The sequence below is a fragment of the Paenibacillus swuensis genome (assembly GCF_001644605.1).
Taxonomy (GTDB): Bacteria; Bacillota; Bacilli; order Paenibacillales; family DY6; genus Paenibacillus_N; species Paenibacillus_N swuensis.
Map to the genome: position 1 here is coordinate 3,395,288 of NZ_CP011388.1, position 13,657 is coordinate 3,408,944.

The following is a 13,657-nucleotide window of genomic DNA, read 5'->3' on the forward strand; positions in this document are numbered from 1 at the left end:
TTGGCTTCTAAACAAGTGATCGATACACAACAGATTCCGGTAACGAACCAAGATTTCCAAAAGCTTAGCGATGAGAAGAAAACACCTGAGAAAATTTCACGTGTCAGTCTAACCGCATGGCAGGATGCTTGGATTCGTCTGAAAGACAATAAATTAGCCATGACAGGCTTAGTTGTACTGGTATTACTGGTTATCATGGCCGTGATCTGGCCGCTTCTCACACCGCATGACATTGCCACCAACAGCTTGGAGAAGACCAACATGAAGCCGTCCTCCGAACACTGGTTCGGCACCGATGATCTGGGTCGCGATATGTTCGCGAGAACCTGGATGGGCGCAGGGATTTCTTTGCAAGTAGGTGTTTATGCCGCATTGATCGATCTGGCTGTCGGCGTTATTTACGGCGGAATCATGGGCTTCTTCGGCGGACGTGTCGATGAGGTCATGAACAAGATCGCTGAAATTCTATATTCGATTCCTTATCTATTAATTGTAATTTTATTGTTGGTAGTTTTAGAGCCTTCCATGGGTACGATAATTCTAGCCCTCTGTATGACCGGTTGGATTAACATGGCCTGGATCGTGCGCGGTCAGATTATGCAGCTGAAGAATCAAGACTATGTTCTTGCTTCCCGTTCCCTGGGTGCTTCTTCCGGCAGAATCTTGTTCCGTCATCTGGTTCCGAACGCGATGGGTCCGATTATCGTTACTCTGACACTTACGGTTCCGAGCGCGATTTTTGCTGAAGCCTTCTTAAGTTTCTTGGGCTTAGGGGTTCAGTCTCCGGCTGCTTCTTGGGGTACAATGATCAACGACGCGTTGACGGCTTGGAGAATATATCCTTGGCGGATGCTGTTCCCAGCTATGTTTATCAGTTTAACAATGCTTGCATTTAACTTGTTCGGTGACGGTTTGCGGGATGCGCTTGATCCGAAGATGAAGAAGTAGGAGGTGGATTTGTTATGACTCAAAAACTATTGGATGTTAAAGACCTACGCGTTTCTTTCAAAGTATACGGCGGTGAAGTCCAAGCGGTGCGCGGCGTTTCTTTCCATGTTAATAAAGGAGAAGCTGTCGGCATTGTAGGGGAGTCTGGCTGCGGTAAGTCCGTAACGGCACAAACGTTGATGCGTTTGATCCCAAGTCCGCCTTCCATCATAAAGAGTGGCAGTATCGAGTTTCTGGGTCAGGACATTCTGAAGAAGTCCGAGAAGGAAATGGAAAGTATCCGCGGTAAGGATATGGGCATGATCTTTCAGGATCCGATGACGTCCTTGAACCCCACCATTACGATCGGTAAGCAAATTGCCGAAGGTCTCATTAAGCACCAGAAGATGACGAAGGAACAAGCAAAGAAACAATCCGTGGAGATGTTAAAGCTGGTGGGTATCCCGAATCCGGAATCCCGTTTCGACCAGTACCCGCATGAATTTTCCGGAGGTATGAGACAACGTGCGATGATTGCCATCGCTCTTGCCTGTAACCCGGCTTTGCTTATCGCCGATGAGCCTACAACTGCATTGGACGTTACAATTCAAGCTCAGATCATGACGGTAATGAAAGATTTGCAAGAAAGACTGGGCACTTCCATTATCCTGATTACGCATGATCTTGGAGTTGTTGCCGATATGTGTGACCGCGTTATCGTTATGTATGCGGGTAAAGTGGTAGAGACAGGGACCAAATGGGAGATTTTCAAAAACCCGCAACATCCTTATACTAAAGGACTGCTGCGTTCCGTACCCCGTCTGGATCAGAAGAAAGACGAGCCGTTGGTGCCGATCTTCGGTACACCGCCGGATCTAATCAAACCGCCCGCGGGATGCGGATTCTGCTCCCGTTGTGACGATGCCATGAACATTTGCGCCAACAAAGACTCCATTATGACTCAGCTTAGCGATACACACTTCGTGAGCTGTTGGTTGCAACATCCTCTAGCACAGGAGGTAGCGCAATGAGTACTAATACCGTGAAGAATACCAATGAAAACCTGATTGAAGTCAAGAACCTTAAGAAATATTTCAACGTAGGCGGCGGAAACACACTTAAAGCCGTGAATGATATTTCTTTCTCCATCCGCAAAGGGGAGACCTTGGGAATGGTAGGCGAGTCCGGTTGCGGGAAGTCCACAGCCGGCCGTACGATCCTTCGCTTATACGAACCTACCGAAGGCGAAGTGAAGTTTGAGGGACAAGACATCTACAAGCTGTCCCCGGGCAAGATGAAAGCTCTGCGCCGCGACATGCAGATGATCTTTCAAGATCCATACGCTTCATTGAACCCTCGGATGACCGTAACCGATATTATCGGCGAGGCTTTGGATGTCCATCATTTGGTGAACAGTAAGCAGGAACGTAAGAAGAGAGTCGAAGAGTTACTTGATTTAGTAGGCTTGAACCCGGACCATGCAACACGTTACCCTCATGAGTTCTCCGGCGGACAGCGTCAAAGAATCGGGATTGCCCGCGCCTTGGCGGTAAATCCGAAGCTGATTATCTGTGATGAGCCGATTTCGGCTTTGGACGTATCCATTCAGGCGCAAGTCGTAAACTTATTGCAAGATCTTCAGCGCAAAATGGGTTTAACGTACTTGTTCATTGCCCATGACTTGTCTATGGTTAAGCATATTTCCGACAGAGTAGCTGTAATGTACCTTGGGAAAATGGTTGAACTTGCAGAGAGTAATGAGCTGTATGACAATCCGTTGCACCCTTACACGAAAGCGCTGATGTCCGCCATTCCGATTCCGGATCCGGAAGTGGAAGCGAACCGTGACCGCATCGTGTTGAAAGGCGAACTACCGAGCCCGGTAAATCCGCCAAGCGGTTGTTATTTCCGCACACGCTGCCCGCTGGCTACGGAAGAATGCGCGAAGCGTGAGCCTGAGTTCCGCGAAGCACAGCCCGGCCACTTTGTGGCTTGTCATTACGCATAATAAACATATGAGCCGATACCTCCGGGTATCGGTTTTTTGTTGTTATTTGCGAATAATTCGGATGTGGGTATCGGAAACTTTCATTTTGACGAGAGGGGGAAGGCGGTGTACAATCAGTGGAGTGAGGTTACTTACTTATTTTCAGGACGGAGGCTGATCATGAGGTCAGAATCAGTATATTGGAAACGAAATCAGCCTTTAGCTGAGTCATACATACATGCATTCCGTGAAGTGCAACACCTTTATGAATATAATGTCCGCGATGATGCGGACTGGCGGGCAAGAGCTGAGTGGCTGGACGCCTCTGAAGGCATGGGAGTTCAAGGAAGGGCCACAGGGCAAGCTGGAGTTAAAGGCCAGGCCGTAGGGCGAGCCAGCGTTCATGAGCAGACCCTGGGGCGCGCTGATCGGGGTGCGGTGGCCGACGTCCTGGAGGCCTACAATCGCGCCAACGGCGCAGGCGATGAAGCACTCGCGAATATCGCGCGCTTGCGGGAGCGAGGTACGCTGACCGTCGTAGGAGGGCAGCAGGCCGGGCTTTTCACGGGACCGATGCTGGTTATCTACAAAGCGGTAACGATTATCCAGACAGCCCGGCGCGCAGCCACGGAGCTGGGCAGCCCAGTCGTCCCGGTGTTCTGGATCGCCGGTGAAGACCATGACTGGGACGAAGTGAATCACACCTTCGTCCGGGATTCGGCGTCGCAGATTCACAAGCTAAAGATCGAGCACCCCACGGGGGCGCGTACGGCCGTGAGCCGGCTTCACATCGACAGCGACGCCTGGGCGGCGGCGCTGCATGAGCTGTCCGTGCATCTGCCCGACACGGCGTTCAAGCCGGTCGTGCTCGGACAGCTGCGCGCATATGCTGAAGCGTCGGCGACGCTCAGCCAGTTTTTCGCGCGCGCGATGGCCGGCCTCTTCAAGGCCTACGGCCTGGTGCTGCTCGATTCGGACGATCCGAATCTGCGCGCGCTGGAATCGCCGATGTTCGCGCGGCTCATCGGCGCTAACGCGGCTTTAGCCGACGCCTTGCAGGCGGCTAAAGACCGCATCGAGGCGGCCGGCTTCGCTCCGGCCGCCGAGGTGGTCCCGGAAAACGCGAACCTGTTCGTTTTCCGGGACGGCGAGCGCGTCCTGCTGCAGCGGGACGGCGCGGACTTCACGGACAAGCGCGGCGCGTTCCGCTTGTCCGAAGCGGAGCTGCTCGCCGCAGCCGAGCGGGATCCGAGCACCTTGAGCAATAATGTCATGACGCGTCCGCTCATGCAGGATTATGTGCTCCCGGTGCTCGCCACCGTGCTCGGGCCTGGCGAGATCGCGTATTGGTCGCTCACGAAGGATGCGTTTCGCCGCTTCGGGATGCGCATGCCGCTGATTGTGCCGCGGCGCGAATATACCCTGGCGGAAAGCACACTTGCGAAGCATCAGACCAAGTTTGGCCTGAGCACGGAGGATGTGTTGTTCCGCCTGGAAGAGGCCAAGCAAGCTTGGCTATCCCGCCAGGATACGCTACAATTGAGTGAGCGTTTCGAAGAGGCTAAAGCGCAGTTTCGCGCTTTGTATGCGCCCATCCTGGAGTTAGTTGGATCCATTGACGGGGGAACAGCCGCTCTTTCCCTTACCAATCAACAGAAAATTCTGGATCAGATGGATTTTCTGGAGAACAGGGCGCAAGGAGCTTATCATGCGCAGTTCGATGCTCAGCTGCGGCAATGGGAGCGGCTGGCGCAGTCTTTCCTACCGATGGATAAGCCTCAGGAAAGAGTATACCTTGTGTATGATTTCATCAACCGATATGGCGAGGCATGGTTGCATGATTTGCTTTTGGAGGAAGAGGAACAGACATATGGTTTGCACAATATTTGGTACTTATAATACTTACTAACGGAGGAATTTGGGATGAGTGTGAAAGAAAACAGTATCGTGACCGATATGGCTCTCGCGCCGGAAGGACATTTGAAAATTGATTGGGTGAATGCCCACATGCCGGTGTTGAACCGTGTCCGTGAACAATTCGAGAAAGAACAGCCTTTCAAAGGCTTAAAAGTTGCCATTTCATTGCATTTGGAAGCGAAGACTGCTTATCTGGCCAAAGTCGTTCAAGCCGGCGGAGCGGAAGTGGTCATTACAGGAAGTAACCCGCTTTCCACGCAGGATGATGTGTGCGCCGCTTTGGTGGAAGACGGAATTACGGTGTTCGCCAAATACAATCCTTCGCCTGAAGAATATAAAGATCTGCTCATCAAAACGTTGGAAACGAAGCCCGATCTGATTATCGACGACGGAGGGGATCTCGTCACCATTCTTCATTCCGAACGCCAGGATTTGGCCGGACAAGTGCGCGGCGGAGCGGAAGAAACAACGACCGGCATTCTGCGCTTAAAGGCGCTGGAGAAGGAAGGACAGTTGAAATTCCCGATGGTTGCTGTGAACGATGCGTTCTGTAAGTATTTGTTTGATAACCGCTATGGCACGGGGCAATCCGTATGGGACGGCATTAACCGGACGACGAACCTGGTCGTAGCAGGCAAAACTGTGGTGGTTGTAGGCTATGGCTGGTGCGGTAAAGGCGTGGCTATGCGCGCCAAGGGTTTAGGGGCTCAGGTTGTCGTAACGGAAATCGACCCTATTAAAGCGGTGGAAGCCTATATGGACGGTTTCACGGTACTGCCTATGCTGGAAGCGGCCAAAGTCGGCGATTTCTTCGTGACCGTTACAGGAAACCGGGATGTAATCCGCGGCGAGCACTATAAAGTCATGAAGGACGGTGCGATTCTCTCCAATGCCGGACATTTCGATGTTGAAGTGAACAAGCCGGAGCTGGAGGAACAATCCGAATCCAAGCGTACCGTGCGACGTAACATCGAGGAGTATAAGCTCAAAGACGGCCGTAAAATTTATGTGCTGGCGGAAGGACGTCTGGTGAACCTGGCAGCAGGAGACGGACATCCGGCGGAAATTATGGATATGACGTTCGCGCTTCAGGCCATGTCGCTGAAATATGTGAATGACCAATATCAAGCGCTTGGGAAAACAGTCGTGAACGTCCCATATGAAACGGATCAACAAGTGGCGGCTTATAAGCTGGAATCCTTGGGTGTGTCCATCGACACCTTGACCCCGGAACAGAAATCGTATTTGGACTCCTGGACCGAACATTAATACCCTAATTGACAAAATGAGGCTTGCGGAATTCATCCGCAAGTCTTTTTATTTTAAAATTAATTTTGCCCGTTATCCCATTATGGCAACCTTTTACATTCGAGTGCGTCTAGTTAGTAAGATGCAGCTTCCAGATATAAACAAGGGGGAATAAATGAATATGAAGATGTTCAAACAAGGTTGCGTAATGATGCTATTGACGGGAATGCTGGCTATGTCGGCTTGCTCGGCCGCCGACAACAACTCGGGCGCAGATGCCAAAATGAATTCACTACAGCGAAGTAGCGATAATTCTGCTGCAATGGAAGGCGCGGCGGAATCTGCTCCTGCTGATAAGGCGATGGAACAAGATCAGAACTCTCAAGAATCAAAGGTCGAGTCCGACGCGGAAACGCCGATGTCCGCAGGTTCGTTAGGCAACGGAACGGCCGCTTCATCTCCCGTCTCATCGTCGGGCCAACCCGTATTGAACCAGAAATTGATTTATCGCGCCAATTTAACGATGGAAGTGAAAGATTACGCGAAAACCCAAAGCCAAATTCAGAACCTGATTCACCTGTCCGGCGGTTATTTAATTCAATTCACAGACAGCAAGACCAGCAATGAATTAGGCGGTAATTATAAAATTAAAGTACCAGCTCAAGGGTTCATGTCCTTCATCGGAGAGTTGGAGAAAATGAAGCCTGTGGAACTTCAACGGAGTATGCAAGGCACCGATGTGTCTGAAGAATACGTGGACCTGGAGTCCCGCTTAAAGGCGAAGCAAGTGGTTGAAGCCCGGTTACTCTCTTTCATGGAGAAGGCGCAGAAAGCCTCTGACTTAGTCGCTTTTTCCAAAGAGCTTGGCGGTGTGCAAGAGGAGATTGAACGGTTTAAAGGCCGGATGCGTTACCTCGATGAGAACGTGGCCTTCTCTACCATCGAATTACGTGTATACCAACCCGTAGTCCAAACGGCCGTCAAGGATCCTGAAGAGAAGGATGCGTTGTTCGCAAGAGCTGGAGCAGCGATGAAATCCAGCGGCGCCTTCCTGGTGGCTTTGTTTGAGGGGGTTGTAGTCCTGCTTGCGGGATTATTGCCATTATTGATCATATTGATTCCCGTTGGCGGTTTCATGTACTTTATGTACAACAAAAACAGACGCAACAAAGGAAGACCGACCGATTCAGACCCGGGGTCCTCTTAAATTTAACCCGAACAGAAAATCTTTTTTTGAAAATCTTGCTAATTAGCAGGATTTTCTTTTTTTTTATAGAATTATGATTCAAAGTGGTGAAAAGTGGGGTAAAGTGGAGACTTAGGGTGGAGGTGTGGTAGGATTATGTTCATGGGCGAATATCAACATACGATCGACGATAAAGGCCGCATGATCATTCCCGCCAAATTTCGCGAAGCCCTCGGTTCCGAATTCGTGGTAACCCGCGGATTAGACAACTGCTTATTCGTTTATCCGATGGAAGAATGGAAGGTGCTCGAGCAGAAGCTTAAAGCACTCCCGTTAATGAAATCGGATGCGCGCGCGTTCACCAGGTTTTTCTTTTCAGGCGCCACCGAATGCGAGCTGGACAAACAGGGAAGGGTAAACTTACCCAATACTCTGCGCGAGTACGGCAAGTTGGATAAGGATTGTGTCGTGCTGGGCGTGTCGAATCGTGTGGAAATATGGAGCAAAGAAGTGTGGGAGGACTATTTCAATCAGTCCGAAACTTCTTTCAATGAAATCGCCGAAAAGCTGGTCGATTTTAATTTTGATTTATAATCGGCTGAACGACGTAGGAGGACGAACAACTTGTTTCATCACATCACTGTACTTAAAGAAGAGGCCGTAGAAGGGCTAAAGATCAGACCGGATGGTATTTACGTGGACTGCACCCTTGGCGGCGCGGGTCACAGTGAACTCATTGCTTCTCAACTGAGCCCCGCCGGCACCCTGATTGCTTTTGACCAAGATGATAGTGCACTTACCAACGCGGCGGAACGGTTAGCGCCGTATATGGACCGGGTCAAGCTTGTAAAAACGAACTTTCGATACATAAAAGAAGCTCTGGCCGCATTACCGGAAGTTCCCAAAGCAGAGGGGATTCCTCAAGTGGACGGTATTCTGTTTGATATCGGGGTTTCCTCTCCGCAACTGGATGAGGCAGACCGGGGATTCAGCTATCATCAGGACGCTCCGCTGGATATGCGAATGGATCAATCCGCCGAACTGACGGCGCGAATGATCGCGAATGATTGGTCAGAGGAAGAAATCGCAAGGATCTTATTTCAATATGGCGAGGAGAAGTTTTCCAGGCGGATTGCCCGCAACATTGTGGATGCCCGCAAAACAACGCCTATAGAAACGACAGGGCAGTTAGCGGAATTAATTAAAGAGGGGATTCCCGCAGCAGCGCGCCGCACGGGAGGTCATCCCGCCAAACGCAGCTTTCAAGGATTCCGGATTGCCGTTAACGATGAATTGGGAGCCTTTGAAGATGCGCTGCGGGATGCCGTGACTTGTCTTGCTCCAGGTGGTCGTGTCTCTGTTATCACCTTTCATTCCCTTGAGGATCGGATCTGCAAACAGATCTTGGCCGGAATGCTGGAGAAGTGTACATGTCCTCCGGATTTTCCAATGTGCGTATGTCAAAGAAAAGGCATCGTGAAGCTGGTTAACCGGAAGCCGATTGTACCGAATGAAAGCGAATTAGAGGGGAATCAGAGATCGCGCTCCGCAAAGCTGCGAATTGCCGAGAAACTATAATCATGTACTAAATTCATATGAAGCATTTGAGGAAAGAGGGGGAAGTAAGAAATATGCCGGCATACATTCACGGGAACCTAGCTGTAAATCCGAATCCGAAACGCAAGAAAGCCACCCGGATTCGGGAAACGACCACTTTTGTTGTTCGCAAGAAAATATCAACACAGGAAAAGCTCCTGTACCTGTTCACGATCGTTGCTTGTGTATTGGTTGCGGGCGTCATTATTTTTCGATATGCTCAAATCTATGAAATGAACTTGCAATTGCAAACGGTAGAAAAAGAGATTAAAGTGCTGCAAACCGAGAACAGCAAGATGAAGTTGAAGCTGGAAGCGATGATGAATCCGGCAGAGTTGGAAAAGAGAGCATTGCAAGAAGGCTTCACGAAAGGACAGTCCGATTCGAAGGAATATGTTGTTCCGAACAAGAATACCGGTTCCGAAGGTGTGGCACTAACAGAATAAACGTGATGAGGGATTTCCTATGGCGAAGAAAAACCGAATGCGAACACTATTTATGGGGGGCGTAATCACCCTCCTTTTTACTTACATTTTAGTTCAAGTTTTTATGGTGCAAGTAGCCGATAATGCGTTCTGGTTGGCTAAAGCGGAGCAACAATGGGCAGCGAATAAATCCATTCTTCCTGTTCGGGGAGCGATTACGGATCGGAATGGCAAAGTACTTGCTAAAGACGGTGAGGCTTTTACGATTGCCGTTAACCCCGAGGTGATTAATCAACAGGGAACGGAAGATGAGATGGTTGCAGGCCTTCACAAAATTCTCGGGATTCCCGAAGAGAAGCTTAAAGCGAACGTAATCGCCAAAAATAAAGAAGGCAAGTTCTATAAATACAGAGCCTTGGGCAGAGACGGCCAAAAAGTAGACACGGATACCGCGGACAAGGTGCTCGCGTTTCGTGACGAGCTTCGTAAGTCGGTTGCCAAGGAACTTGGGAAGAAGAAGGTTAATAACGTCGGAATTATCCTTGAAGAGGACTCGAAGCGTTATTATCCTAAGGATGTAATGGCTTCACATGTACTGGGTTACCTAAACAAACAAGGCGAACCCGCAACCGGATTAGAAGCACTTTATAATAAGCAATTATCGGGCACAGCCGGTTCAATCGGATATGAGAAAGATCTGCTCGGCAGGCGTCTGCCGGATTCCAAAGTGGAATATAAAGCGGCAGTTGACGGCAAGAATGTAAAGCTTACATTGGATGAGAATATCCAGCATTACATAGAAGACGCGCTCAAGAAAGCCGATGATCAGTTTCATCCCAAGAGTATGACGGCGATCGCGGTGGATCCCAAGACGATGGAGATTTTGGGACTTGCCAATACACCTAATTATAACCCGAATGAATACTGGGATTTTAACGAAGAGTCGAAATCGAATCATGCCGTTGCTTCCATGTACGAACCGGGCTCCACGTTCAAGATTGTGACGTTGGCCGCCGCGGTCGAAGAAGGTTTGTTCGATCCGAACGGGACTTATATGTCAGGTTCCATTCGGATCCCAGGTGGAACTACCCGTGATATTAGACGTAACGGATGGGGAAAAATCACTTATCTGGAAGGTTTGAAACGTTCAAGTAACGTAGCTTTCGTTAAATTAGGATACGAGAAACTCGGTCCGGAAAAGTTTCTGGATTATATTCATAAGTTCGGTTTCGGTCAAAAGACCGGAGTCGATATTTCAGGCGAAACTTCGCGTCAGGTTAATTTTAATTCACGTACGGATGAAGCCACGGCAACCTATGGTCAGGGCGCCGTCCTGGTAACTCCGATGCAGCAGGTTGCGGCCGTGGCCGCAGTAGCTAACGGCGGAAAATTAATGCGGCCGCATATTGTGAAAGAAATCACCGACCCTGTAACAGGCAAGGTACTTCAGAAGTTCGAACCTAAAGAAACGGCGCAAGTCATCTCCCCTGAAACTTCGGCCAAAGTCAACGGGTATCTCGAACAGGTTGTGGCTGACAGGAAGATCGGCACAGGACGAAACGCCTTCATTGAAGGCTACCGAGTAGCGGGTAAGACAGGTACGGCTCAGAAGGTAATCGGTAAGGGTTATTCCGATGAGAAATATGTAGTTTCCTTTATCGGTTACGCTCCTGTGGAGGATCCAAAAATATTGGTGTATGTTCTTGTGGATGAACCAGACGTGCCTGCAGATCAAGGCGGCGGTTATGTGGCTGCTCCTATCTTTAAAGAGATCGTCTCTCAATCTTTGCGTTACATGCAAATTCCTTCCTCCACCAAAGGAAAGAATACATCCACCGTGGAAGAAATGGAGCCCGGGATCGCAGTGCCGAATGTGTTGGGCATGAATGTAGCCGATGCTAAAGCGGCTTTGAAAACAGGCAATATACGCTCTTTGACCCTTGGGAAAGGGAAGAAAGTATCCGAGCAGGTTCCTATAGCGAACGGTAAGATGGGATCAGGGCAGAAGATGTTTCTGCTTACGGAGCCGATAGATAAAGTCAAAGTGCCCGATTTATCAGGACAACCGATTCAAGATGTCGTACAGATTTGCTCCATGCTGGATATGGTGTGCGATGTGACCGGTGAAGGATATGTTTCCGCTCAGTCGGTTACAAGCGTGAACGGTAAACGTGTATTAAAGGTAGCCATGAAGCCGATGAGTGTAACGGAAGCCGCCAAAGCCTCGCAACAGGCGCAGGAACAGCCGAAGAGCGAAGCTAAGGCGGGCTGACAGGCTTGTTCTATCCCCTCCTTGTCCTGAATATTCATGTTATGAAACCGATTCGAGGGTTTCGGCATGGAGATTGAAGGAGGGGACTGTTCTTGCGGGTATCTAATGTTACGGTTCGCCGAAGGTTATTTACGGCGATTATCATCGTCACGGTGCTATTTGTTTCTCTCATGTTTCGATTAGGGTTTGTCCAAATATGGAGAGGCGCGGAGTTGTCGGCGAGGGCGGAAGATTCATGGCGCCGGGATATTCCTGTGCAGCCGAAACGCGGTCAAATCACGGATCGCAACGGCACACCGCTCACTTATAATATTTCTTCGCCTACCATTATGGCTATTCCCGTACAAGTGAAGGATAAGGAAAACACCGCGTTACAGTTATCTAAAGTTCTGAACATGTCCAAAGACACGATTGTCACATTGGTTTCCAAACGCGCAAGCAGTGTTAAAATTCAGCCCGGCGGCCGTAAAATTACGATGGAGAAAGCGGAAGAAATTCGCAATCTTAATCTGCCGGGCATTGTTGTGGCAGAAGACAATAAAAGGTATTACCCTTTTGGAGGACTAGCCTCGCATATTCTTGGCTTTACGGGAATTGACAATCAAGGATTGACAGGCACGGAGCTGACGTACAACAAATACTTAACCGGTATAGCTGGAAGTGTGGCTTACTTATCGACAGCGAACGGCAATCAGATGCCTGGTTCTTCGGATGAATATAAGGCTCCCAGAGACGGGATGAATCTGGAACTTACGATTGATAAGAATGTTCAATCGATTATGGAACGTGAACTGGATCAGGCGATGATCCAATATCAGGCCAAGCATGTCATTGCCATCGCCATGAACCCCAACACAGGTGAAATCTTGGGCATGGCGGGCAGACCTAATTATGAACCCGAGAAATTCCGCGAGTATTCCGCGGAAACTTATAACCGCAATTTACCCATATGGATGACCTATGAGCCCGGTTCCACTTTCAAGATTATCACGCTCTCAGCGGCCATAGAAGAAGGTAAAGTAGACTTGGAGCATGAGCACTTCTATGATAAGGGCGCCGTGGAGGTAGGAGGCGCGCGCCTGCGTTGCTGGAAACGCGGCGGACACGGCAGCCAGACGTTTACCGAAGTTGTGGAAAATTCCTGTAACCCCGGTTTTGTGGCTTTAGGACAAAGACTTGGCAAAGACAAGCTTTTTCAGTATATTAAAGACTTCGGCTTCGGAACCAAGACCGGAATCGACCTGATGGGCGAAGAAAACGGCATTATGTTCAAGCCTTCCCAGATCGGACCTGTCGAGCTTGCCACAACGGCTTTCGGACAAGGGGTTTCTGTAACGCCAATTCAGCAAATTGCCGCGATTTCCGCCGCTGTGAACGGCGGTAAGTTGTTTAAGCCCTTTGTTGCAAGGGCTTGGGTAAACCCGGAAACCGGTGAAACGGTTCAGGAGATGAAGCCTGAATTCGTGCGTCAGGTGATTTCTCCGGAGACTTCTAAAGTTGTAAGGGAAACTTTGGAAAGTGTTGTGGCGAAAGGTACTGGCCGTAACGCCTTTATCGACGGTTATCGCGTCGGCGGCAAGACGGGAACAGCCCAGAAGGTCATCAACGGCCGCTATTCCGCTGATGAGCATATCGTTTCCTTCATTGGATTCGCTCCTGCGGATAAACCTCAGGTTGTCGTGTATGTTGCGGTTGATGATCCGAAAGGTCTGCAGTTCGGGGGGTTAATCGCTGCCCCGATCGTGAAGAGCATCCTGGGAGATTCTTTGCGTTATATGGGTGTGAAGCCAAGTACGAACCAACTGGATAAAGTTTATCGATATGGCGAAATCCCGGTCATCAAAGTACCGGATTTAGTCGGGGCGACGGTAGAAGATATTTATGAAGATCTGAACCAGAACTTTCAGCTGGCCGCATCCGGGACAGGGAATATGGTAATCAGTCAAGCGCCTAAACCGGGCACAAGAGTTGAGCGTGGCTCAACGATCCGGATTTATCTCGGAGAAGATCCGGACAAAGAGCAACAAATCAAGAAGCCAAAGTGATTCTTAAGCTTCCATTTTGGTCTATAATAGCAGTAGCAGATAACTTATCGGAGG

The 13,657-nt window shown here is 49.7% G+C and carries 11 protein-coding genes; all 11 read left to right on the forward strand.

The window, feature by feature from the left end; translation table 11 throughout:
* The 11 genes from SY83_RS14950 (at position 1) to SY83_RS15000 (ending at position 13,603) form a co-directional block, all read left to right on the forward strand.
* A complete protein-coding gene (locus SY83_RS14950; protein WP_068607864.1) occupies positions 1-948 on the forward strand; it encodes an ABC transporter permease in 948 nt (315 codons plus the stop codon).
* A 14-nt stretch (positions 949-962) separates the two neighbouring features.
* Positions 963-1,958, forward strand: coding sequence for an ABC transporter ATP-binding protein (locus SY83_RS14955; protein WP_068607867.1), 996 nt, complete (start codon positions 963-965; stop codon positions 1,956-1,958).
* Positions 1,955-2,935 carry an ABC transporter ATP-binding protein gene (locus SY83_RS14960; protein WP_068607870.1) on the forward strand — a complete coding sequence of 327 codons (981 nt, stop codon included), beginning with the start codon at positions 1,955-1,957 and terminating at the stop codon, positions 2,933-2,935. Before SY83_RS14955 ends, SY83_RS14960 begins: the two co-directional genes overlap by 4 nt.
* Before the next feature lie 39 nt (positions 2,936-2,974).
* Entirely contained in the window at positions 2,975-4,813 is a 1,839-nt protein-coding gene (gene bshC / locus SY83_RS14965; RefSeq protein WP_231891263.1) for a bacillithiol biosynthesis cysteine-adding enzyme BshC, read from the forward strand.
* Positions 4,814-4,837: 24 nt separating this feature from the next.
* The gene (locus SY83_RS14970) at positions 4,838-6,100 is read left to right on the forward strand and encodes an adenosylhomocysteinase (RefSeq protein WP_068607875.1); all 1,263 of its coding nucleotides are present in this window, start codon (positions 4,838-4,840) and stop codon (positions 6,098-6,100) included.
* A 160-nt stretch (positions 6,101-6,260) separates the two neighbouring features.
* Positions 6,261-7,286, forward strand: coding sequence for a DUF4349 domain-containing protein (locus SY83_RS14975; RefSeq protein WP_197479872.1), 1,026 nt, complete (start codon positions 6,261-6,263; stop codon positions 7,284-7,286).
* 135 nt (positions 7,287-7,421) lie between these two features.
* Complete coding sequence (gene mraZ, locus SY83_RS14980) at positions 7,422-7,859, forward strand: division/cell wall cluster transcriptional repressor MraZ (protein ID WP_068607879.1); 438 nt, start codon at positions 7,422-7,424, stop codon at positions 7,857-7,859.
* A 30-nt stretch (positions 7,860-7,889) separates the two neighbouring features.
* Positions 7,890-8,843 (forward strand): 16S rRNA (cytosine(1402)-N(4))-methyltransferase RsmH, encoded by a 954-nt coding sequence (gene rsmH, locus SY83_RS14985; protein WP_068607881.1) that lies wholly within the window; start codon positions 7,890-7,892, stop codon positions 8,841-8,843.
* A gap of 53 nt (positions 8,844-8,896) precedes the next feature.
* On the forward strand, positions 8,897-9,307 hold the full coding sequence (locus SY83_RS14990; RefSeq protein ID WP_068607886.1) for an FtsB/FtsL family cell division protein: 411 nt from the start codon (positions 8,897-8,899) through the stop codon (positions 9,305-9,307).
* Between the two features lie 19 nt (positions 9,308-9,326).
* The gene (locus SY83_RS14995; protein ID WP_068607890.1) at positions 9,327-11,558 is read left to right on the forward strand and encodes a penicillin-binding transpeptidase domain-containing protein; all 2,232 of its coding nucleotides are present in this window, start codon (positions 9,327-9,329) and stop codon (positions 11,556-11,558) included.
* Positions 11,559-11,650: 92 nt separating this feature from the next.
* Positions 11,651-13,603 carry a stage V sporulation protein D gene (locus SY83_RS15000; RefSeq protein WP_068607894.1) on the forward strand — a complete coding sequence of 651 codons (1,953 nt, stop codon included), beginning with the start codon at positions 11,651-11,653 and terminating at the stop codon, positions 13,601-13,603.
* Positions 13,604-13,657 lie beyond the last annotated feature (54 nt).